The organism is Pseudomonas sp. JDS28PS106, assembly GCF_036706555.1.
Lineage (GTDB): Bacteria > Pseudomonadota > Gammaproteobacteria > Pseudomonadales > Pseudomonadaceae > Aquipseudomonas.
On record NZ_JBAJGT010000001.1, the window covers coordinates 599,639 to 621,968 of the forward strand.

A 22,330-nucleotide genomic window follows, 5' to 3' on the forward strand; every position below is an offset into this window, starting at 1 on the left:
TCCACTCGCAAGGAAAAGCCCCTGTCACCAGGTCGTTATCACGACCGATGACAGGGGTTGAGCTACAGGCTTTGATTCACTTATTTAGTGAATTCGGTTTTCCAGTAGTTTTCTACACGATCAACCAGCGACTTCGGCAGGGCCACATAGTCCAGCGACTCGGCTTGCTTCTGGCCGTTCTCCAGGGACCATTTGAAGAAGTCGAAGGCAGCCTTGCTCTTCTCTTCGTTCTTGGCCTGCTTGTACATGATGATCCAGGTGGTCGCGGTGATTGGCCATGCACCTTCGCCCGGTGCGTTGGTCATGATCAGACCGAAGTCCTTGGCGTTTGCCCAGTCAGCGGTGTCGGCGGCTGCGGCAAAAGCCTTGGCGTCAGGCACGATGAACTTACCGGCAGCGTTTTTCAGCTGGGTGTAGGACAGTTTGTTAGTGACAGCGTAGGAGTGCTCTACGTAGCCGATCGAACCTTTGATCTGCTTCACGTAAGCGGACACACCTTCGTTACCCTTGCCGCCTACACCGGCTGGCCACTGAACGGTCGAGCCGAACTTGAGCTTCTCGTTCCACTCAGGGCTGACTTTGCTCAGGTAGTTGGTGAAGTTGTAAGTGGTGCCCGAACCGTCCGAACGGTGAACGACAGTGATGTTGCTGTCTGGCAGGGTCACGCCGGAGTTCAGGGCGACGATCGCAGGATCGTTCCACTTCTTGATTTCGCCCATGAAGATCTTGGCGAGAGTTTCGCCGTCCAGCTTCAGTTTGCCGCTTTCCACGCCTTCGACGTTGACGATCGGCACGATACCGCCAATCACGCTCGGGAACTGACCCAGGCCGCCGGCCTTGAGGTCCTCGGCGGACATGGGGGCGTCGGAAGCGCCGAAGTCAACGGTCGCTGCCTTGATCTGAGCGATACCACCGCCCGAACCGATCGACTGATAGTTGATACGGTTCGGAGAGTTCTTGCTGTAGTCCTGCGACCACTTGGAGATGACCGGGAAAACGAAACTCGAACCAGCGCCGGTTACATCAGTCGCGTGGGCAGCACCGCTGAGGCACAGCGAAGCGATCAGAAGCGACAAGCGTTTTTTAGTCAGCAGTATCACGGTAATACCTCAGTCCAGGAGAGTGTTTGGTGGTCCCATCAGGGAGGCCCGAGGCGGATTTAAAACCTGAAATGTTGCTGTTTAATGACAATCTGGCGAATGGAGGGCGGAAGGCGCCGATTTTGTAGGTTATTTCCTACGTATCAGCCGATAAAAATCTGAAAAAAATCCTCTGAAAGCAATGCTTTAAAGGACTATGGAAAGCAATAGCAATAAGCCACTACACAGTGCTAGCTCGGTGCCATATTTCAAAAGATCGCCAGCAAGCCGGCTCCTACAGAAGGCGTGGGAGCCAGCTTGCTGGCGATTCTTGCGACTCCAACCATTTTGATATCAAAATCATACCGTTCGTCGGGATCAGCGGCACGAAACAGGGGCTCGCCATGACAAATGGATACTACAACCCCAATGGAGTAGACACATGTTCAAGACCAAGATGGCAGCCCTTACCCTTGCAGGCCTGATGGCCGCGACCAGCGGAATCGCTCTTGCCGACAGCAACTCCTCTTCCGCGACTCCGGAAGCCGGCGTGAACAAGAACGCCACCAAGCTGCCCGGCAACAACACCGCGCCTTCGGACCGCAACGCATCCAGCACGCCTGGCGCGCAGACCGGCACCAAGGAATCCGGCGTCACGCCGCAGACCGAGACCTCGCACGGCAGTGCCGCTCATGGCGACACCCATGACAAGACCAGCACCGACACCGGTTCCGGCAAGACCAGCAACTGATTCCTCCTTCAGGTGGGCCGGCTGCGGCCCGCTCGCCTGAAAGATCGCTGAGCGTAACCCGCGTCTTGCTTTATGGACGCAAGCGCCCAGCCGAACGCTGTGGTATCGATCAAACATTCACTGGAGGTTTGCATCATGATCCGCAATCGATTGGGGGCCCTGAGTCTGGCAGCGCTGCTGGCATGCTCGTCCGGCGCATTCGCAGGCTCGACCGGCCCCACCAACCCCGAAAACGACGGACCCAAAGTACCGGGTACCGGCATGGAAAAGAACACCGACGGCACCTCGCCCGGCGCCAAGGGCACCAGCCCAGGCACCAAAGGCATGGACCCGGCCCCTGGCGACAGCACCATCGGCACCGATCGCACCCCTGACCCAAGGGCAAGCGACGATACGGACGATGATGAAGACGATGACAACGCGCCATGACGTCCAGGCGTTGCGAATGAATGCGCGGCGGTCATCCTCACGGCTGAAACGACCGCCCGGTCCATTCCAGATCCGTACCGATCCGCGCCTCAAGCGCTCATCGGTTGCTCGGCCACTTCGGCCCATTGCACGTAGCAGACCTGCACTGGCATATCGTGTTTAGCGCAGAAATCCAGCCAGCGAAGTTGGTTGTCCTGCAACCGGTCCCCCGGTCCCTTTACTTCGATCATCAAATAGCGCCGCTCTTGCGGGTAGAACTTGATGAGGTCCGGCATCCCGGTACGATTGGCCTTGATATCCTGCAACAGGCGCTCGAACCAGCGACGTAGATGCACTGGGGGAAGACAATGCAGCGCCTGCTCCAGCACCTGCGGGCTCAGGCTGCCCCAGAACACGAACGGCGATTGCAGCCCGGCCTTGCTGACGAAGCGCTCACGAATCGTCGCCAGATAACGACCATCCTCCAGCTCTGCAAAGCACTGCTCGAACAGGCTTGCGCGACGCTCATGGAAATCCGGGCTGTGCAGGTCGGCCGGCGCGCTGTGAAACGGATGAAAAAATGCGCCCGGAATCGGCGCGAAGATCGCCGGCCAGCACAGCAGGCCGAACAGCGAGTTGATCAACGTGTTCTCGACGTAATGAACCTCCGCGCCCTCTTCCGCCAGGTGCTCGCGCATCAGCCATTCGACGCTCATGCCAGGCACCGGCTCGACGATCAGGTCAAGCCGCGATACCGGCCGGGCGGCGGCGCGCCGCTCGACGGCCACGCCCAACTTGCGCTGCAACCTGGGCAGCACCCGCAGCAGATGTTGAACCTCGGCGTCGGTACGCGGCGCGCGGCGGACCTCTTCAAGCAGAATCATCGCCTCGCTGTACTGGGCACCGCGCTCTAGCACGCGGATCTGCCGGGAGCGCGAACCGGGATAATCGCTCTGGCGATAGACCTTCAGCGCCAGCGCCCAGTCCTGCACGCGCTCGGCCTGCTGGCCGATGCGGAACAGCAGCTTGGCGCGGCGCATATCCAGCCAGGGGTTGGCCGTCTCGATAGCGAGGGCCTGTCGAGCCAGACCCGCAAGGTCCGGGGTGGTCTCCAGCGCTTCGCGGCAGGCATGCAACTGCAGACAGACATCGATATCGGCCCGCTCGGCAATCCCGCGTGAATCCAGTGTGAAATCGACCGTCTCGTAACGGAAAATGCCCAGGTCCGCGAGGACGAACTCCGACCACTCCTGATACAGATTGCCGAAATACAGCAGCCGCAACCGGTCGCACAGCGGCATGACCTTCAGGCAGAAAGCCTGCTCGTCCAGTTCGGGGTGCCATTCGGCCAGCGTTCGGGGTTGGTCATGCAGGGGCAGCAGCCGTTCGAACCACTGGTCCTTGCGCTCCGCCCCCTTGCCGGCGGTGGATTTGCCCTCGGATTTGAAACAGCCGCGCAATTCGTCCTTGCGCAGTAGATGGAACAGTTCGCGCAGGTCCAGCGTCGGATCGCCGTCGACCCAGCCCAGCGCCAGCAGCGGCTGGACCGCCGCGCGCGTGTCGCCGATCTCAACGTAGCTAAGCTTGGTAGCACGGAACAGGGTGCCCTTGCGCATCACCATGCGCACCAGCAGACCCTGGGCAGGCAGCGGCAGAGCGCCGAACTCGCGAATGAAGTCCCGCTCCACCGGATCGAGCAGATCGTCATACCGCTGGGCGATCCAGCCGAGTACCTGGCGGAAGTTTTCCAGGTAATAAAAGGGATTTTCGAGAGGATTCGTGTCCAAGGCCTGACGTCACGCTGGGGAAACACACCGGCCAAGCATACTGGTTATGCGTACAGATTCCAGCCTTGAGGACCGTTCCAGAGGGGATGGCCGATCAATGGCATGATTCCGTCAGCTAGCGAGGACGCCCAGCATCCGATTCAGTCAAGATTTCAACGGAGGGAACAGACATGCATAAACCCCTGATCTACCTCGCCGGATTCGATGTATTCAGGCCGGATGCCGTGGAGCGCGGTCATTACCTCAAAGCGCTGTGCACCGCCCATGGGCTGGAGGGCCTCTACCCCTTCGACAACGAGGTCGCGCCGGGCCTCTCGAAACAACAGACGGCGCGGCAGATCTGTTCGATGAACATCAACATGATCCGGCGTTGCGACGCCGTACTTGCCAATCTCAATCTGTTTCGCGGCCTGGAGCCGGATTCCGGGACTGCATTCGAAGTCGGCATGGCCAGCGCGCTGGGCAAGCCCGTCTGGGCCTGGTTCGAACCCATCGCGTCGTTGCGCCAGCTGGTGCCCCACGATGAGCAAGGCATTGATGAGCAAGGTCATCAGGTGGAAGATTTCGGGCTGCCGCGCAATCTGATGCTGGCGTGCAGCTGGGCGGGATGCAGCTCGACCGTCGAGCTGGGCGCCGAAGCACTGGCCCTGCACCTCAGACATGCGGCGAAGGCCAGGCGCACCGTCTGAGCAGATCACCCCAGCGTGGAGGAACCGATATCACCAGTCAGAGAAGGGTCGAGTTTGTCGGCGTCGACGAACTCGTCCAGGCCGAGGATCTCGAGGTCAAGATATGCCTCAGGATCGCGATCCTCGTCTGCGTCCGCATCGTTAAGGGGCGACTGGTCGCCACCGAAGTGATAGAGAGGGAGATTGAAGCCAGATGACGTTACCTGATCCGCCGGGGTGAACGATGCCTGCATCGGTGTGTTGCTCCTGAGTCATTGAAAGGAAGTGAGCCAGCCAGTTCCAGGCTCGTTGGCGTCAAGGCTACCTCAGCCGGAACATAATGTGGGCACCCGGCGATCACTGATCGTCAACCGGTCAGCTCCAGCCCAGGAAGTCGCCCCCGTTATCACGCAGCAACCGCAACATGCTATGGGCTGCGGGCGACAGATAGCTGCCGCTGCGGATGGTGACGCCGATCGTTCGTTTCATGGTGGTCTCTTGCAGTGGCACTTCGCGAAGATCACGCATGGTGGTGCCGAACTCCAGCGTCTCGCGAGCCAGGAAGCTCAGCAGCCTGCCCTGCACGATCAGTCCCGGCAGCAGCGAAATGGAGTTGGCCTCGATCTGCACGTCAGGCGCCGCCAGGCTCCGGGCGGCGAATACCGAATCGAGCCACTTTCGTGACGACACACTGACCGGCGGCAGCACCCAGCGCCAGTTGCACAGCTCACTCAGGGTGATCGGCGCCTGGAAGATGGGGTGATGCTTGCTGGCGACCACCACCGCTTCATCCTGAAAGATCGGGAAACTGGTGACATGCTCGTCGTCCGGGATCAAGCCGCAGATGATCAGGTCCAGCTGGCCGGAACCCAGCGACTCACGCAACAGGTCGTCCTGGCCGATCACCAGCTTGAAGGTGACATCGGGGCTGCGTTGCAACAAAGCCGAGGTGAGCTTGGGCATCAGGTATTCGGCCATGCTGGCCGCGCAGCCTACGCGGATAGTGCCGACCATCCCGCTGGAAAAATCCCGCACCTCTCGTTGCGTTTCGGCGATCCGCTGCTGCAGCTCTTTGCCCCGTGCCTGCAACAGTTCACCGACCGGTGTGAGCTTGATCCGTCGGCCGTCGCGCTGGAACAACCGGGTGCCAAACGCCTCTTCAAGACGCTGAATGCTCTTGGTCAGAGCAGGCTGGCTGCGGTTGAGCTTTTCAGCGGCCCGACCCAGGTGGCCGAGCTCGGCGATGGTTTCGAAATAGTTGAGGTCACGCAGGTCCATACCGATCAACCAAAGTTATCAATTCATGATTATTAGAAAATAGACTTGATAGATCGCGCTGTCGATAATCGCTTCGTTCACTTCTGATCCAGCCGACTTCGGAGAACCTCCTTGTCACGCGCGTCACGGTTGTCGCTTGTTACCCTCCCCCTGCCGGCCCAATGGACGGCGCTGATCGTTCTCGCCGGCGCCGCCGGTCATCTTCTGAAAATCCTGCATCTGCCCGCCGCTCAGTTTTTGGGCCCCATGCTGGTGTCGATCGGCTTCGGGGTCGCCGGCGCCACCATCCGGATGCCCAAGCCACTGTTCCAGCTCGGCCAAGGCACGGTCGGCGTGCTGATCGCTCACGCCATGTCCGTCAGCGTGCTGCTCACCGCTCTGGCCTCCTGGCACATCATGCTGTTCGCCACGGCGCTGACTGTCCTGCTCAGCGCTGCCGTCGGCCTGCTGCTGGTGCGTTTCGCCGGCATCCCGAGCAACACCGCGGCCTGGGGCACGTCCCCTGGCGCGGCTTCGGCGATGGTCGCGATGTCCGAAGATTACGGCGCCGATTCCCGCGTGGTGGCCACCATGCAATACGTTCGCGTGGTCTGCGTGGTCATGGTCGGCGCACTGGTAAGCCGCTACCTGGGCGCGCCTAGCGCCGGCGGCGCGGCGCACGGCACGGAAGTCGTGCTGCACAGCCTGAACCTGATGGATTTCGGCTTGAGCCTGGCGGTGATCGGCATGGGTGTCTGGCTGGGCGCGCGGTTGCCGGCCGGCGCATTGCTGGTGCCGCTGCTGCTGGGCGGTGCATTGCAACTGACCGGCGTGCTGCAGATCACCATTCCCGACTGGCTGTTGCCGCTGGGATACGGCGCGATCGGCTGCTACGTGGGCCTGCGGTTCGATCGGCCGACCGTGATGTACGTCTGGCGGCGGCTGCCGATGATGGTCGTAGCGTCCATGCTGCTGATCGTACTCTGCGCACTGTCCGCCTGGCTGATTGCAACGCTGCTGGACAAGGATTTCCTCTCGGTCTACCTGGCGACCAGCCCCGGCGGCCTGGACACCATGGCCATCATCGCCATCGACACCCATGCCGACGTCGGCTTCGTGCTGGCGATGCAGACTCTGCGCCTGTTCGGTGTCATCCTCACCGGCAGCTTCCTCGCCCGGCAGATCATTCGTATCAGCGACCGCCGCCTGCTGCCGCACTGAGCGCGGCCTGATGCTGCGCCTCGGCGTCGAAGACCTCGCCGCGGCCCACGACGAAACCGGCCTCGATGATCGCGCCTGGCGCCAGTACTGCATTGGCGCCCAGCCGGACACCGTCGCCCAGCAAAGCGCCGAACTTCTCGCAGCCGGTATCGTGCAGCCGGTCGCCGATCCTGACGCGCACCTGCTTGTCATCACGTTCGTTGCGGTAGTTGCAGATAATGCTGCCGGCTTCGAGATTGACGTTGGCCCCCAATACCGAATCGCCGATGAAGTTGAAATGAGCCAGCTTGGTGCCGCTGAGCAGCACCGATGTCTTGAGTTCCGCTCCGGGCCCGATGATGCACCGCTCGCCCAGCCAGCCACCACCGCGCAGATAGGCGCCGGCGGCCACGAAACAATGCGGACCGACGATCAGCGGCCCCTTGAGCACCGCGCCCGGCTCGATCAGCGCCGTGCGATGCACGGCGACATCCGCCTCGATGACGTAATCCTGCGTCGGCAATTCGCGCAGCAAGTGCGTCACCACCTCAGCAAGCTGAGCGACCAGCTCCCATGGCGCATCCTGGCGCCGGGACGCCAGTGCGGTGGCCGATATCCCGGCGGTGAAATCTTCGATCCGTATCAAGACGCCCTACTCCCTGTCATCCAGCAATGATCAGCCCGGCCAGCCCGATCGCGCCAGTGCCGTGGTCATGCTCGGCGACAGCGGCAGCACCGGCAACAGCGTCGCCTGATAAGCGTGATAGAGGTCCGGTTTGCCGGGCCAGATATCTTCGCTGGGCACGTTGCGTTCGTTCAGCTCATGCCGCCAGCTGCCGTGCTCCAGGTCGATGAACAAGGTTTCGTTGAACTCCCAGAAGCGCCGGTACCACTCTTCGTACTTATGTTCCCCGGTACGTTGCAGGAAGGCGGCCGCGGCAGCCGCCGCTTCGCAGTGGGTCCAGTGCAGGCGGTGGCGGACCACCGGACGGTTTTCCCAGTCCAGCGTGTAGACGATGCCCGGCTCGCCGTCGACATGCCAGCCATGCTCGCAGGCCTGGGCGAACAGTTGACGCGCATCCCCAAGCAGCCAGTCCGGCGCATCGCGTCCGGCACTGCGCAACGCCGACTCCAGATGCAGCATCAGCCGCGCCCATTCGAAGGAATGGCCGGGGGTGGTGCCGAAGGGTCGGAAACCGTCGGCCGGGTTATCGCGGTTGTAGTCCGGCAGGGGCTGCCAGTCCTGAGTGAAGTGTTCAATGACCTGGAACCGGTTGGCGGCGGCCTGCTGGTGGATCACCCGGTCGACAATGCGCAGCGCCCGATCCAGCCACTGCGCATCGCCGGTCACATCGGCCAGTGCCAGGAAGGCTTCGGTGCTGTGCATGTTGCTGTTGGCGCCCCGGTAGGCCTCTTCCTGCTGCCAGTCGCGGGCGAAGGATTCGCGCATCGCGCCCTCCTCATCGCTCCAGAAGTGCGTCTGGATGACCTGAATGACCGCCGACAGCAAGGCTTGCGCGCCGGGACGCTCGGCCACCACGGCGGAGCTGGCCGCCAGCGCCACGAACGCGTGCAGGTAAGCCTGCTTGCCAGTCGCGCCGCCTTCTTGCAGCGGCGCATCGAACCAGCCATCGTGTTCGGCATCGCGCAGCGCGCCGCTCAGCGCAGCCACGCCGTGATCCACCAAGGCCGCGCAGCCCGGAATGCCCTGCACATGGGCCATCGCGAAACAGTGAGTCATGCGTGCGGTGTTCATGGTCTGCGCGGTGGCGCCGACCATCAGGCGACCGTAGTGATCGAGGCTGCCGAAGCCGTGTTCGAGCCTCGCGGCCTTGGCGAATGCCAGGAGGCGCCGGCCCTCGTGGGCTAGCCATTGATGATGCGCCGGAGCGCGCAGCCAACTGCTGAAGCTGTGATTCTCGATGTCCATGCCGCCTGCCGCCTCCGTCGCCTTTGATAGGGTCTGACCGACCGAGCGCCATAATGCGCGTTGGGTCGGTCAGCGGCAAGCAGGCCAGCGTCAGCGTTACACCTTGAAGCGTGCCACCACCTGGTTGAGGTCGACCGCCAGGCGCGACAGCTCGTGGCTGGAAGCGCTGATCTGGTTGGCGCCATCGGTGGACTGGGTCGACAGATCGCGGATATTGACGATGTTGCGATCCACTTCGCGAGCCACCTGGGCCTGCTCCTCGGCGGCGCTGGCGATGACCATGTTGCGCTCTGAAATCTGGTTGATCGACGAGGTGATCTCGGTCAGCGACGCACCCGCGCCCTGAGCCAGCTCCAGAGTGGAGCCTGCGCGGTCGCGGCTGGTGTTCATCGAATCCAGCGCCTGGGCCGATCCGCTGCGCATGGCGTTCACCATCGAGTCGATTTCCAGCGTCGATTGCTGGGTCCGATGGGCCAGCGCCCGCACTTCGTCGGCCACCACTGCGAAACCGCGTCCCGACTCGCCGGCCCGCGCTGCCTCGATGGCCGCGTTGAGCGCCAGCAGGTTGGTCTGTTCAGCGATGGAGCGGATGACATCCAGCACCTTGCCGATGTCCTGCGACTGATCGGCCAGGTTCTGAACCAGCGCAGCGGTCGCCTGGACGTTCTCGGTCAATGTCTGGATCGACGCCACGGTTTCGATGACCCGCGCCTGTCCGGCCTGGGCCGATGCGCTGGAGTGATTGGACGCATCGGAGGTGGACACTGCGTTGCGGGCCACCTCTTCCACCGCCGAGGTCATTTCGTTGATGGCGGTCGCGGCCTGATCGATCTCGGCGTTCTGCTGATTCAACCCGCGATAGCTGTCCTCGGTCACCGAGTTGAGCTGGGTGGCCGCCGATGCCAGCTGGCTTGCAGAGCTGCCGATGTGGCGCATCGCACCGCGCAGGTTGTCCTGCATGGTCGCCAGCGCACGGAACAGACGGGTGACCTCGTCCTCGCCATCGGCCTGGATGGAATGGGTCAGGTCACCCTGGGCCACGTACTCGGCCGCCACGACAGCACGTTCCAGCGGGCGCACGATGCTGCGGGTCAGCACCAGTGCCAGCACGATGGTCGCCAGCGCGGCCAGCACCACGAAAATCATCACCACTTGCCTGGAGTTGTCGTACTGGGCGGCGGCCGCCTTGCCCTCCTCGTCGATGCGCGCCGCGTAGAACTCGGCCAGGTCGTTGAGCTGCTTGCCCGAGCCGTCGACGATCTGCTTCATGTCCACCAGCAGCAGCTTGTTCATGCCCACGGTGTCGTTCTGGCCCGCCAGCACGAAGGACTGCTCCAGCGCTTTCTGGTATTGGCCCAGCGTCACGCGGAACTGGTCGTCGAGTACCTTTTCCTCGGGCGTGTCGACAAACTTGCTCAACACCTGCAACCGATTGGCCAGATCCTGATTACGAACGTCGAGCTGGCTGCGGTAAGTCGGAATGCTCTTGGGGTCCGGGTCCAGCGCCATGCGCAGGGAAATGGTGCGGATACGTAGCATGATCTCGCGAATGTCGCTGACGGCGCGCATGCTTGGCAGCCAGTTGGTTTCGACTTCCACCTGACTCTGGCGGATGGTCGACATCTGCGCCAGCGCGAACCAGCCCAGCACGGCAACCAGAAGGGAGATCAGGGTGAAACCCAGGCCCGCGCGGCGAGCGATGGTGAGACTGCGTAGATTCATGGCCGTAGCTCTGTTCTTATTGAGGGGGGCTGCGGACGACGGAGCAGTTGTCCGACAACTTTTAAGCCTATCGGCGTGCCGTCAGGCTTCTTGAGCAACAAGCCGTAACATTTATCTCGCCGACGAACGACCCCGCTCGTTTGCCGGCCAGCCCTGTCTAGACTTGCAACGTCATCGACCAAGGCTCTCGGAGCCGTGGAGGTTTGTCATGCATCTGGAAGGATCCTGCCACTGCGGCGCCGTGGAGTTCAGCCTCACTAGCGCGCATCCCTATCCTTATCAACGCTGCTACTGCTCGATCTGCCGCAAGACCCAGGGCGGCGGCGGTTATGCGATCAACCTGTCCGGCGATGCCACGACGCTCAAGGTCAAGGGCCGCGAGAACATCACCCTCTATCACGCGAGGATCCGCCAGGATCACCACGTGGACATCAGCGAAGCCGAGCGGCATTTCTGCAAGCATTGCGGCAGCGGGTTATGGCTGTTCAGTCCGCAGTGGCCGGAACTGATCCACCCGTTCGCCTCGGCCATCGACACCCCCCTGCCGACACCGCCGGAAAGCACCCACATCCTGCTCGACTCCAAGGCTTCCTGGGTGGAGGTGGATGCGAAAGACAACGACCAGAAATTCGAGGGTTACCCGCAGGAGTCCATCGCCGCGTGGCATGAACGGCTGGGGTTGGTGCGCTAAGCCCTTATCGCCAGCGAGCTGGCTCCCACAGCTGTAGGAGCCAGCTTGCTGGCGATGAGGACCGGGCGGGCGAAGGCCGGAGCGCGCAGATCCTTTATGACCACCGCCTGTAGGAGCGGATTTATCCGCGAAAAAATGTATCCGACTCCGCCAGTGTGTCGGCCTTTACGACCCTTCGCGGATAAATCCGCTCCTACAGGACGTGATAAGAATCAGCGCGCTGCCAATCGCCAGACTCTCGCCAGATCACGCGCGCGATCGTGCAGCAGGCTGGCGGCTAGGTCGCAGGCTTGTTGCAGCGTGCAGGGCCCACTGACCAGCGCGAAGGCCGCGCTGATGCCGTGGTCATACAAGCGCTCGTAACCCTCGCCCAGGGTACCGGCCAGAACAATGACCGGCACCGCGCTGCGCCTGGCGATGCGTGCCACGCCGAAGGGGGTCTTGCCGCGCAGGGTCTGGGCATCGAAGCGCCCTTCCCCGGTGATGACCAGATCCGCGCCCTGCAACGCCCGCTCAAGCCCGGTCAGGTCGGCCACCACTTCAACGCCGGCCCGGAATGAGGCTCCCAGCCAGGCCTTGGCCGCGAAACCCATGCCGCCCGCCGCGCCGCTGCCCGGTTCATCGCGCAGGTCGCGACCCAGCGTCTGCGCCGAATGATCGGCGAAGTGGCCCAGCGCCGCATCCAGTGCCAGCACCTGATCCGGGGACGCGCCTTTCTGCGGGCCGAAAATGTGCGAAGCGCCATTCGGGCCACACAGCGGATTATCGACGTCGGCAGCGATTTCGAATCGCACCTCGGCCAGACGCGGATCGATCCCGCTCCTGTCGATCCGCGCCAGACGCGCCAGAGCCAGGCCGCCCGGCGGCAGCGGCTGGTCCTGTGCATCGAGAAAACGCACCCCCAGCGCGCCCAACATGCCGCTGCCACCGTCGTTGGTGGCGCTGCCGCCGATTGCCAGAATCACCCGTTGCGCACCCGCATCAAGCGCTTCGCTGATCAATTGACCGGTGCCAAAGGTGCTGGTGATGCAGGCATCGCGCTGTCCGAGGGTCAGCAACTGCAAGCCGCTGGCGGTGGCCATCTCGATGATCGCGGTACGGCTCTGTTCGAGCCAGCCCCATTGCGCCTCGATCTCCACGCCCAGCGGACCGCTGACCCGCGCGCTTTTCCATTCGCCGCTGCAGGCGTCCAGCACGGACTCGATGGTGCCTTCGCCACCGTCGGCCATGGGACATTTGATCAGTTCGGCATCCGGCCAGACGTCAGCCAGGCCTGCTGCGATGGCATCCGCAGCCGCCTGGGCGCTCAAGCTGTCCTTGAAAGAATCGGGGGCGATAACGACTTTCATTATTGTTCTCCATATCCGGTTGCCTGATCTTCGCACTGCCCGCAGCGATTTCCGCCTGACCTTCGCACAATCCTCCGGGTTATCGCTCGTTCATTTGAACAAAGCCCGCAGTGAACAGACCGGGCTCAACCCACCTGCGCGCTGGTCCGCACGCCCAGATACAGGCGCAGCAGATCGTCGGTGCGATACGGGCTGCAATCAGTGATTTCGGCGATCCTGTCGAGCCGATAGCGCAAGCTATTGCGATGAATACCCAGGGCTTCGGCGCACGCCTGGCTCTCGCTGTTGTGGGTCAGCCAGCTTGCCAGGGTTTCCAGCAGCTGGGGATGCTGGTGCAGACGCGCAACCGGTTCGAGAATCTGTGCAGCCAGCCAGTCGTCCCGGTGACGCCAGAACAGCAGTGCCAGTCGATGATCGGCCAGCCGCAGCAGACGCTGATCAGGCAGCGACTGCCGCGCGTACTTCAGCAGATCCCGCGCCGCCGCGCAGGCGTGGCGCAAGGCGGGCAGGTCCGCCGATGGCTCGACCGTGGCCATCCGGACCGCCGGCCAGCCGTGCTCGGCGAACTGCTTGAGCAGCGCTTCATCGTCCGGCTCGCGACTCGTGGTCCGGCACCAGTACAGCAGGGTCGGTTCGTGCAGCACGCACCAGCTGTCGGCATGCCGCGAGCACAGCCAGGCGGCGACGGCAGCGGTGGAATCAAGTTGTTCGGCAAGCTCGATGAGGACCGCCTGCCGGGCCAGTTGCGGCTGCAGACCCAACTGGCGTGCCTCATCCACCAGGCTGTCGGGACAGTCCTGAAACAACAGTCGTGACAGGAGATCCTCGCTGCGGCGCTGGCGCCATTGGCGATCTGCCTGCTGACGGCGCTGCTCCATGAGCATTTCGGCGGTCATCTTCACCAGTTCGCCATAGACCCGCACTTCCTCGGGTTCTCCGGTGATGCCCAGCACGCCGACCAGCTTGTGGTCGAGCATCAATGGCAGGTTGACGCCGGGCCTGACCCCGCCCATCCGCGCAGCGGCGCCGGAATCGATCTCGACCATCCGGCCATTGGCGAGCACCAGCTGCGCGCCTTCATGACGCGTGCAGAGCCGCTGTGCATCGCCGCTGCCGATGATGACGCCCAGATAGTCCATGACATTGACGTTATAAGGCAGGATCGCCATCGCCCGGTCGACGATGTCCTGGGCCAGCGCGCGGTCAAGAGCGAACATGGGCGGTTTCCGGATCGAGAAGGAAGCTGAAAGAGTGGATCATGCGCGGCATTTTTGTTGAATTTATCGGCTCTAGAGTGTGCCTGAAAGTGGCGGCCGGCGCGATCCATGCCGGGACGCCAGGCCCGCCGCGCGCCATAATCACCGATTCATTGCCGCTGGAGTCCGTCGACCTTGATCCGCCCTCCTATCCTGCGCCTGCTTCCATTGATGGCCCTGCAAGCCTGCACATCGCTGGCCGGCAACGAACAACCGCACGAAAACTTCGACGCCTATCGCGAGCAGACCCTGGCGCTGATCCGGGCACAGCGCGATTTTCAGACCGACGACCACGCCGCCGAGCTGGACTGGAACGCGCCCCAGGAGTGGCGACCGACCGGCGCACCCCGGGGCGGCATCTTGCTAGTACATGGGCTCGGCGACTCGCCATGGTCCTTCCATGACGTCGGCCGGATGCTCGCCGATCAGGGTTACCTGGTACGCACTGTGCTGCTGCCCGGCCATGGCACCAAACCTCAGGACATGCTGGACGTCAGTCTGGCCCAATGGCAGCAATTGGTCCGCGAACAGGCCGCGCTGCTCAGCGATGAAGTGCCGCAGGTCTTTCTCGGCGGATTCTCCACCGGCGCGAATCTGGTTCTGGATTACGCCTATGAGCATGACGAAATCGCCGGACTGGTGTTGTTCTCCCCGGCCTTCCGCTCCGACAGCGCCTATGCCTGGCTGACGCCCTGGATCGGCTGGGCCAGACCCTGGCTGGCGGCGCCCAATGACGGCATCCGGCCGATGCAGACACCGGTGCGTTACCTGAACGTCCCCACCAACGGGTTCGCCCAGTTCTACCGCAGCAGCGCGCTGGCGCAGAAAAGGCTGTCTCAGCGCAGTTTCGACAAGCCGGTGTTCATCGCCATCACCCAGCACGATTCGGTGCTGGATACCGCGTATGTGCTCGACACCTTCAACCAGCGCTTCGAGCATCCGGCCAGCCGGCTGATCTGGTACGGCGACAGCCCGGCGCCGGCCGCGCAGACGCCACGCATTGAAGTGCGCAAGGATTACCTGCCCGAATACCGGATCAGCCAGTTTTCCCACATGGGCCTGATGTTCGCCCCGGACAATCCGTTGTACGGCGTGGAGGGCACGCAACGCATCTGCTGGAACGGCCAGACCACGCCCGACATGCAGCAATGCATTGCCGGCGGCCCGGTGTGGTTTTCCGACTGGGGTTATCGCGAACCGGGCAAAGTCCACGCGCGGCTGACCTTCAATCCTTGGTTCGACTGGCAATCGCGGATCATGCTCAAGGTGCTGGCTGCCGCGTCGCAACCTTGAAAAGGTCCGCTGTCAGGGTCATTCCCGAGGCGCCAGCCGCTCGCGGCTGTTGCTCAGATGCGTCCACATGGCGGCGCGGGCGGCGTCGGGGTCCTTGCGGCGGATCGCGCTCAATATGACCTCATGCTCAAGGTTTGCCAGATACCCGTGGCGCGCCAGGCTGGTGCCGGCCCGTTCGGTGGAGGCGATCCGGGTCCGGGGAATCACCGCGCTGCCCAGGTGCTGCATGATTTCGATGAAGTAGGGATTGCCGGTCGCCTCGGCGATCAGCATGTGAAAACGTTTATCGGGCTCGACGCAGCTGTCCTCGTTCGCCAGCTGGTCCTGATAATCGTCCAGCGCCTGGCGCATGTCGGCCAGTTGCTCATCGGTACGGCGCACGGCCGCCAGCGCCACAGCCTGGGTTTCCAGGCCGAGCCGCAGTTCCAGGATGTCGCGCACCCGCGACACCGTCTCGACCTTGAGGCGCAACCCGGTCTGATCGGCGCGCTCCAGCACGAAGGTCCCAACCCCGTGATGGGTGACCACCAGCCCCGAGGCCTGCAATTTGGAAATGGCTTCACGAACCACGGTACGACTGACGCCGTGCTCGCGCACGATCTCGTTCTCCGAGGGCAGTTTCTGGCCGGGCGCGATCTTGCCCATCAGGATGCGCTGGCTCAGCTCGGTGACCAGATCGGTGGCCAGGCTGTGCTGGCGACGCTTGGGAGCGGAACTGTCGGATTCTTGCATGGGAGTTATCCGGGACTGGAGATGACTGGCCTGGCGCGCCGCGATCATAGCACCGGAGTGCGGGGCAGCGCGGTGGTAACTTGTCTTACTTGTCATACAAGCTTAGCCATAAAACGCTTATCGCGTATCGCTTCCAAGCCGTGAGCCAGCGTGCCGGCTCACCTATCCGGTCGCTCCAAATGACCCTGGAACCTCATGAACATCCCATAAACACAGCGTATCCGGCTACTTAACCTCCGCCACGGCATCAGCCTTTCGTCGTAGCCTCTGCTTTTTTAGCCTTGGCGTGACATCAGGGGCTTGCGCGGCTCACTCGAACTTGTATGATGACTTACATGCAAAGAACATCCTTTGCCAACCCGCATAAAAACAACGAGTGGGAGATTCACCTGTGAGCACGTCCAATCTCGGGATGGCGAGCGGCGCGGATCCGGTTCTGCAATCGGCCGTTTCCAAAGTCAAACGTCACGTCCTGCCGCTTTTCGTCATCATGTTTATCGTCAACTACATCGACCGGGTGAACATCGGTTTCGTGCGCTCGCACATGGAAACCGACCTGGGTATCGGTGCCGCGGCCTATGGCTTTGGCGCCGGACTGTTCTTCATCGGCTATGCGTTGTTCGAAGTCCCTTCCAATATCCTGCTGCAGAAAGTCGGCGCGCGCATCTGGCTGACCCGGATCATGCTGACCTGGGGTCTGGTGGCCTCATGCATGGCCTTCATCCAGAACGAAACTCACTTCTACATCCTGCGTTTCCTGCTGGGTGTGGCCGAAGCCGGCTTCTTTCCGGGGGTGATCTACTACTTCACTCGCTGGTTGCCCGGCGTAGAACGTGGCAAGGCGATCGCCATCTTCCTCAGCGGCTCGGCCATCGCGTCGCTGATCTCCGGCCCGCTTTCCGGTCTGCTGTTGCAGATCACCGGGCTTGGCATGAAAGGCTGGCAGTGGATGTATTTCATCGAGGGCATGTTCTCGGTGGGCCTGTGCTTCTTCGTCTGGTTCTGGCTCGACTCCAAGCCTCACGATGCCAAGTGGCTGACCCGCGCCGAACAGGACGCCCTGGTCGCGGCCATCGATGCGGAACAGGCAGCGCGAGAAGCCGCCACCCCGATCAAGCCGTCGATCGGCAAGCTGCTCAAGGACAGCCAGATCATTCTGTTCTGCCTGATCTACTTCCTGATCCAGCTGACCATCTATGCCGCGACCTTCTGGCTGCCGAGCATCATCAAGAAAATGGGGAGCCTGAGCGACTTCGAAGTCGGAATGTTCAACTCCATTCCGTGGCTCCTGTCCATCGTCGGCATGTACGCCTTCGCCGCTTTGTCGGCCAAATGGAAGCGCCAGCAGGCGTGGGTGGCGGCAGCGCTGCTGATCGCGGCGGCCGGGATGTTCATGTCCACCACTGGCGGTCCGATCTTCGCGTTCGTCGCCATCTGCTTCGCGGCGCTGGGCTTCAAGTCCGCCTCGTCACTGTTCTGGCCTATTCCGCAGGCTTATCTGGATGCACGCATCGCCGCCGCGGTCATCGCGCTGATCAACTCGGTGGGCAACCTGGGCGGTTTCTTCGCCCCGACCACCTTCGGTCTGCTCGAACAGCACACCGGCTCGATCCAGGGTGGCCTGTATGGCCTGACCGCCACGTCGATCCTCGCCGCAATCATCGTGTTCGCCGCGCGCAACAAGCCCAAGCCCGGCGCGACTCCGGTCACCGCGGTGCAGACCTCGACCCAACATTGATCATCAGGCCCATAACAACTCGAAGGAGACGCCCATGAACGCTCAGAACGCGCAACTCGCCGGCACGACACCGGTCATCACCGAGATCCAGGTCATCCCGGTTGCCGGCCACGACGACATGCTGCTCAACCTCAGCGGCGCCCACGGCCCTTACTTCACACGCAACATCGTCATCCTCAAGGACAACGCCGGCAATACCGGCGTGGGCGAAGTACCGGGCGGCGACCGCATTCGCCAGACCCTGGAAGACGCCCGCTCGCTGGTGGTCGGCAGCAGCATCGGCAACTACCAGAAGATTCTCAACGACGTGCGCAAAGCCTTTGCCGAGCGCGATTCGGCCGGTCGCGGCCTGCAAACCTTCGACCTGCGCATCACCATCCATGCCGTGACCGCGCTGGAAGCCGCCCTGCTCGACCTGCTGGGCCAGCACCTGCAAGTGCCGGTTGCCGCCTTGCTGGGTGAAGGCCAGCAGCGCGACAGCGTCGAAATGCTCGGCTACCTGTTCTACGTCGGCGACCAGGGTGTCACCGACCTGCCCTACCGCAGCGAGCCGGACGCCGATAACGACTGGTTCCGCGTTCGCCATGAAAAGGCCCTGACACCCGAAGCCGTGGTGCGTCTGGCCGAAGCCGCGCAGCAGCGCTACGGCTTTCAGGACTTCAAGCTCAAGGGCGGCGTACTGCGCGGTGACGAAGAAATCGAAGCCGTGACTGCACTGGCCGAACGTTTCCCGGATGCGCGCATCACCCTGGACCCCAACGGGGCCTGGTCGCTCAAGGAAGCCATTCGTCTGTGCCGCGACCAGCATCACGTACTGGCCTACGCCGAAGATCCGTGCGGCGCGGAAAACGGCTTCTCCGGTCGCGAAGTCATGGCCGAGTTCCGCCGCGCCACCGGCCTGCGCACCGCCACCAACATGATCGCCACTGACTGGCGTGAAATGGGCCACGCGATCCAGCTGCAATCGGTGGACATCCCACTGGCCGACCCGCACTTCTGGACCATGCAGGGTTCGGTACGCGTTGCGCAAATGTGCAACGAGTGGGGCCTGACCTGGGGCTCGCATTCCAATAACCACTTCGACATTTCGCTGGCGATGTTCACCCATGTGGCCGCTGCCGCGCCGGGCGATATCACCGCCATCGACACCCACTGGATCTGGCAGGACGGCCAGCGCCTGACCAAAGAGCCGCTGCAGATCGTCGGTGGCCATGTGGCCGTGCCGAAAAAACCGGGCCTGGGCGTTGAACTGGACATGGATCAGGTGCACAAGGCTCACGAACTCTACAAATGCATGGGCCTGGGCGCCCGTGACGACGCAGTCGCCATGCAATTCCTGATCCCCGACTGGAAGTTCAACAACAAGCAGCCTTGCCTGGTGCGTTGAACCCGACCCGCTTCAACTGACTCGCCATCGGACTGGCAATCGGCGCGCAACCCCCTTGCGCGCCGTTTTTTTTTACACCCCGCTGTAGGAGCCAGCTTGCTGGCGATCAACGGCGACGCGTATTCCTTTGACACACAGCATCGTCTGCATCGCCAGCAAGCTGGCTCCTACACAGTCGCATATCCGCGGCGTATGCTCGCTCATCATTCGCATGAGGAGGCCCGGCATGACCCCAATGACAATCGCGGTGCTCGACGACTGGCAGGACGTTGCCAGCGGTGTGGTGGACTGGACGGTGCTCGAATCGCTGGGCAAGGTCAGCTTCCTCCATGACTACCCCGCCGATACCGCCGCGATGGTCGAGCGGCTGCGAGGCTTCGACGTGATCTGTGTCATGCGCGAGCGGACCTTGTTCGATGCCGCACTGATCGAACAACTGCCCAACCTGAAACTGCTGGTGACCGGCGGCATGCGCAACGCTGCTATCGATCTGCCGGCCGCCGCGCGTCAGGGCGTTATGGTCTGCGGCACCGACAGTTACAAGCATGCCGCGCCCGAGCTGACCTGGGCGCTGATCATGGCCGCGACCCGCAATCTGGTAAGCGAAGCCAATTCCCTGCGCGCCGGAAACTGGCAGACCGGTCTGGGAGCCGACCTGCACGGCCGTACCCTGGGCATCCTCGGTTTGGGCAGCATCGGCAAATGGATCGCCCGCTATGGGCAGGCATTCGGCATGAACGTCATCGCCTGGAGCCAGAACCTGACCGAACAGGCCGCCGCCGGGGCCGGGGTTACTCGGGTCAGCAAACAAGCACTGTTCGAGCAGGCCGACGTGCTGTCCATCCACCTGGTGCTCGGCGACCGCAGCCGTGGCCTTGTGGACGCCGAAGCACTGGGCTGGATGAAGCGCGACGCCTGGCTGGTCAATACCTCCCGCGGGCCGATCGTCGACGAAAGCGCCCTGCTCGCCGCGCTGCGCGAGCGGCGCATCGCCGGCGCCGCGCTGGATGTGTTCGAACAGGAACCCTTGCCCGTCGATCACCCGTTCCGCACGCTGGACAACGTGCTCGCAACGCCTCATGTGGGCTATGTTACGCAGAACAACTACCGGATGTTCTTCAGCCAGATGATCGAAGACATTCAGGCCTGGCACGCCGGCGCTCCGATCAGGGTGCTGGGCGCGCCGAAGTGACCGCCTGCGCCACACGAGGAACCCAACCATGACGCTTCCCTTCCAGCCCGCCGACCCACGCTGCGCCTTGCTGGTCATCGACATGCAGTACGATTTCATGCCCGGCGGTAGTCTCGCGGTCGCCGACGGCGATGCCGTGCTGCCGGTCATCAACCGTCTGGGCGCGGCCTTCGGGCGAGTGGTGGTGACCCAGGACTGGCACCCTGCCGGGCATATCTCTTTCGCTTCCAGCCATGCGGGGCGCCAGCCGTTCGACAGCATTACCCTGCCCTACGGACCCCAGACCCTCTGGCCCGATCACTGCGTGCAAGGCAGCGACGGCGCCCGGCTGCATGCGGACCTCGACCTGCCCCACGCGCAGTTGATCCTGCGCAAGGGCTGCAACCCCGGGATCGACAGCTATTCGGCGTTTCTGGAAGCGGACCGGACGACCACGACCGGGCTGGCCGGGTATCTGAAAGAGCGCGGGGTCGATACGCTGTTCGTGGTCGGCCTGGCGCTGGATTTCTGCGTCGCCTGGTCGGCGCAGGATGCCCGCGCCGCCGGGTTCACGACCTACGTCATCGAAGACGCCTGCCGCGCCATCGACATGAACGGCTCGCTGGATGCGGCCTGGGAAAGCATGCAGGCCGCGGGCGTGCAACGAATCCAGAGTGCACAACTCCTCTAAATTCTCCCACACACCTGTAGGAGCCAGCTTGCTGGCGATGAACGATGACGCGGAATACCGGACATTTCACGGTGTATTTGCGGCATATCGCCAGCAAGCTGGCTCCTACGGGACCGTGTGTCCAACACCGAACGTCCGTCCTCCGCGCGGGTCTGAACCCCACGACCCGGCGGGTTTCCCGTCATTTGTGCGAAGGAAGCGGTTATGGACCAAGAACCTGATGGCAAGACTCCCGGCCTGTCCGCCGAGGAAGAACGCGAGATCGATGACAAGCAGCCACCCAGAGCGGTGGTATTACACGAGACGATCCGCATCCAGGGCGATCACGAACTGGAGCGCAGCGCCGCCGCCTTGTGGTGGTCGGCACTGGCGGCGGGGTTGACCATGGGCCTGTCGCTGATGGCAATGGGTCTGTTCAAATCCCGTCTGGCGGGGATCGAGGGCAGTCATGTCATCACCAGCCTTGGCTATTCGGCGGGCTTTCTGGCAGTGATCCTGGCGCGCCAGCAATTGTTTACCGAAAACACCATCACCGCCGTCCTGCCGGTGATGAGCAAATTCACCCGCCACAATATCTACCGGCTGTTCAGACTGTGGTCGGTGGTACTGGTCGGCAACCTGTGCGGCACTTTGCTGGTGGCCTACGTCATGCTGAATTTGCCGATCTTTGACGCGGACACCGACAAGGCATTTCTGGAAATCGGCCGCAAGGTGCTGGAAAACGATCTGGGCCAGATGTTTTCCAAGGGCATCATTTCCGGCTGGATGATCGCCACCATGGTGTGGATGATTGCGTCGATGGAAAGCGCCAAGGTGGCGATCATCGTCATGATCACTTACCTGATGGCGCTGGGCGATTTTACTCATATCGTGGTCGGGTCGGCCGAGGTTTCCTATGTGGTGTTCGCCGGCGAAGCGAGCTGGAGCGACTTCTGGCTGCACTTCGCGGCGCCGACGCTGGTGGGCAATATCATCGGTGGCAGCTTTATCTTCGCCGTGATCAGTCATGCGCAGATTCGCAGCGAGCATGACACCGATGCCCGCCTGGAGCGCGAGCGCGAGGCGCGCAGGCAGGCGCAGCGCAAAGAGGATGTCGAGAAAGCCGTCAAGGACGCCGAGAGCACCTGATCGCCCCGTTCTGCCGATTAAACTTTCTTTCAGGAACCCGACAAGGCTTTATTGGCAGAATGCTGGCTCCATCGACTCCATCAGGCCCAGAC

The 22,330-nt window shown here is 62.7% G+C and carries 21 protein-coding genes and 1 pseudogene; 11 read left to right on the forward strand and 11 right to left on the reverse strand.

The genetic code is table 11. The features are described from left to right. Positions 1-80: 80 nt before the first annotated feature. Positions 81-1,100 (reverse strand): phosphate ABC transporter substrate-binding protein PstS, encoded by a 1,020-nt coding sequence (pstS, locus tag TRP66_RS02555; RefSeq protein WP_333399746.1) that lies wholly within the window; start codon positions 1,098-1,100, stop codon positions 81-83. A 421-nt stretch (positions 1,101-1,521) separates the two neighbouring features. Between pstS and TRP66_RS02560 the strand changes: the two genes are divergently transcribed. Both TRP66_RS02560 and TRP66_RS02565 read left to right on the forward strand, forming a co-directional pair. Then, positions 1,522-1,830 (forward strand): hypothetical protein, encoded by a 309-nt coding sequence (locus tag TRP66_RS02560; RefSeq protein WP_333399747.1) that lies wholly within the window; start codon positions 1,522-1,524, stop codon positions 1,828-1,830. A gap of 135 nt (positions 1,831-1,965) precedes the next feature. Further along, positions 1,966-2,259 (forward strand): hypothetical protein, encoded by a 294-nt coding sequence (locus TRP66_RS02565; protein WP_333399748.1) that lies wholly within the window; start codon positions 1,966-1,968, stop codon positions 2,257-2,259. 89 nt (positions 2,260-2,348) lie between these two features. Here the strand turns inward: TRP66_RS02565 and TRP66_RS02570 are convergent, their stop codons facing one another. Then, positions 2,349-4,025, reverse strand: coding sequence for a VRR-NUC domain-containing protein (locus tag TRP66_RS02570; protein WP_333399749.1), 1,677 nt, complete (start codon positions 4,023-4,025; stop codon positions 2,349-2,351). A 170-nt stretch (positions 4,026-4,195) separates the two neighbouring features. Between TRP66_RS02570 and TRP66_RS02575 the strand changes: the two genes are divergently transcribed. Beyond that, positions 4,196-4,714: a nucleoside 2-deoxyribosyltransferase gene (locus tag TRP66_RS02575; RefSeq protein WP_333399750.1), complete on the forward strand. Its 519-nt coding sequence runs from the start codon at positions 4,196-4,198 to the stop codon at positions 4,712-4,714. A gap of 5 nt (positions 4,715-4,719) precedes the next feature. Here the strand turns inward: TRP66_RS02575 and TRP66_RS02580 are convergent, their stop codons facing one another. Next, entirely contained in the window at positions 4,720-4,947 is a 228-nt protein-coding gene (locus TRP66_RS02580; protein WP_333399751.1) for a hypothetical protein, read from the reverse strand. Between the two features lie 121 nt (positions 4,948-5,068). Then, on the reverse strand, positions 5,069-5,971 hold the full coding sequence (locus TRP66_RS02585; RefSeq protein ID WP_333399752.1) for a LysR substrate-binding domain-containing protein: 903 nt from the start codon (positions 5,969-5,971) through the stop codon (positions 5,069-5,071). A gap of 111 nt (positions 5,972-6,082) precedes the next feature. Here TRP66_RS02585 and TRP66_RS02590 point away from each other — a divergent pair, with 111 nt between their 5' ends. Continuing rightward, entirely contained in the window at positions 6,083-7,171 is a 1,089-nt protein-coding gene (locus TRP66_RS02590; RefSeq protein WP_333399753.1) for an AbrB family transcriptional regulator, read from the forward strand. Here TRP66_RS02590 and TRP66_RS02595 read toward each other — a convergent pair. From TRP66_RS02595 to TRP66_RS23525, 4 genes and pseudogenes are all read right to left on the reverse strand, one after another. Beyond that, positions 7,143-7,796, reverse strand: a complete 654-nt coding sequence (locus TRP66_RS02595) for an LpxA family transferase (RefSeq protein ID WP_333399754.1) — start codon at positions 7,794-7,796, stop codon at positions 7,143-7,145. The genes TRP66_RS02590 and TRP66_RS02595 overlap by 29 nt on opposite strands. A 30-nt stretch (positions 7,797-7,826) precedes the next feature. Continuing rightward, entirely contained in the window at positions 7,827-9,080 is a 1,254-nt protein-coding gene (locus TRP66_RS02600) for a D-mannose isomerase (RefSeq protein WP_333399755.1), read from the reverse strand. A 96-nt stretch (positions 9,081-9,176) separates the two neighbouring features. After that, positions 9,177-10,040 carry a methyl-accepting chemotaxis protein gene (locus TRP66_RS23520; protein WP_442965158.1) on the reverse strand — a complete coding sequence of 288 codons (864 nt, stop codon included), beginning with the start codon at positions 10,038-10,040 and terminating at the stop codon, positions 9,177-9,179. Then, a pseudogene (locus TRP66_RS23525) lies at positions 10,035-10,802 on the reverse strand (MCP four helix bundle domain-containing protein); the annotation flags it as partial. The pseudogene TRP66_RS23525 and the gene TRP66_RS23520, both read right to left, overlap by 6 nt. A gap of 208 nt (positions 10,803-11,010) precedes the next feature. On the opposite strand from TRP66_RS23525, the gene TRP66_RS02610 reads away from it, so the two are divergent. Next, positions 11,011-11,493, forward strand: coding sequence for a GFA family protein (locus tag TRP66_RS02610; protein WP_333399757.1), 483 nt, complete (start codon positions 11,011-11,013; stop codon positions 11,491-11,493). A 212-nt stretch (positions 11,494-11,705) separates the two neighbouring features. Here TRP66_RS02610 and TRP66_RS02615 read toward each other — a convergent pair whose 3' ends face one another. Next, on the reverse strand, positions 11,706-12,842 hold the full coding sequence (locus TRP66_RS02615) for a glycerate kinase (RefSeq protein WP_333399758.1): 1,137 nt from the start codon (positions 12,840-12,842) through the stop codon (positions 11,706-11,708). 125 nt (positions 12,843-12,967) lie between these two features. Further along, positions 12,968-14,059 (reverse strand): sugar diacid recognition domain-containing protein, encoded by a 1,092-nt coding sequence (locus tag TRP66_RS02620; protein WP_333399759.1) that lies wholly within the window; start codon positions 14,057-14,059, stop codon positions 12,968-12,970. Positions 14,060-14,269: 210 nt separating this feature from the next. Here TRP66_RS02620 and TRP66_RS02625 point away from each other — a divergent pair, with 210 nt between their 5' ends. Beyond that, positions 14,270-15,391 carry an alpha/beta fold hydrolase gene (locus TRP66_RS02625; RefSeq protein WP_442965159.1) on the forward strand — a complete coding sequence of 374 codons (1,122 nt, stop codon included), beginning with the start codon at positions 14,270-14,272 and terminating at the stop codon, positions 15,389-15,391. Positions 15,392-15,409: 18 nt separating this feature from the next. On the opposite strand, the gene TRP66_RS02630 is transcribed toward TRP66_RS02625, so the two are convergent. Next, entirely contained in the window at positions 15,410-16,123 is a 714-nt protein-coding gene (locus TRP66_RS02630) for a FadR/GntR family transcriptional regulator (protein WP_333399760.1), read from the reverse strand. Positions 16,124-16,535: 412 nt separating this feature from the next. Here TRP66_RS02630 and TRP66_RS02635 point away from each other — a divergent pair, with 412 nt between their 5' ends. From TRP66_RS02635 to TRP66_RS02655, 5 genes are all read left to right on the forward strand, one after another. Continuing rightward, complete coding sequence (locus tag TRP66_RS02635; protein WP_333399893.1) at positions 16,536-17,861, forward strand: MFS transporter; 1,326 nt, start codon at positions 16,536-16,538, stop codon at positions 17,859-17,861. Positions 17,862-17,895: 34 nt separating this feature from the next. Next, entirely contained in the window at positions 17,896-19,248 is a 1,353-nt protein-coding gene (gene gudD, locus TRP66_RS02640; protein WP_333399761.1) for a glucarate dehydratase, read from the forward strand. 226 nt (positions 19,249-19,474) lie between these two features. Further along, complete coding sequence (locus TRP66_RS02645; RefSeq protein WP_333399762.1) at positions 19,475-20,440, forward strand: D-2-hydroxyacid dehydrogenase family protein; 966 nt, start codon at positions 19,475-19,477, stop codon at positions 20,438-20,440. 28 nt (positions 20,441-20,468) lie between these two features. After that, positions 20,469-21,110 (forward strand): bifunctional nicotinamidase/pyrazinamidase, encoded by a 642-nt coding sequence (gene pncA, locus TRP66_RS02650; protein ID WP_333399763.1) that lies wholly within the window; start codon positions 20,469-20,471, stop codon positions 21,108-21,110. A gap of 204 nt (positions 21,111-21,314) precedes the next feature. Continuing rightward, complete coding sequence (locus TRP66_RS02655) at positions 21,315-22,238, forward strand: formate/nitrite transporter family protein (protein ID WP_333399764.1); 924 nt, start codon at positions 21,315-21,317, stop codon at positions 22,236-22,238. The last annotated feature ends 92 nt before the right edge of the window (positions 22,239-22,330 follow it).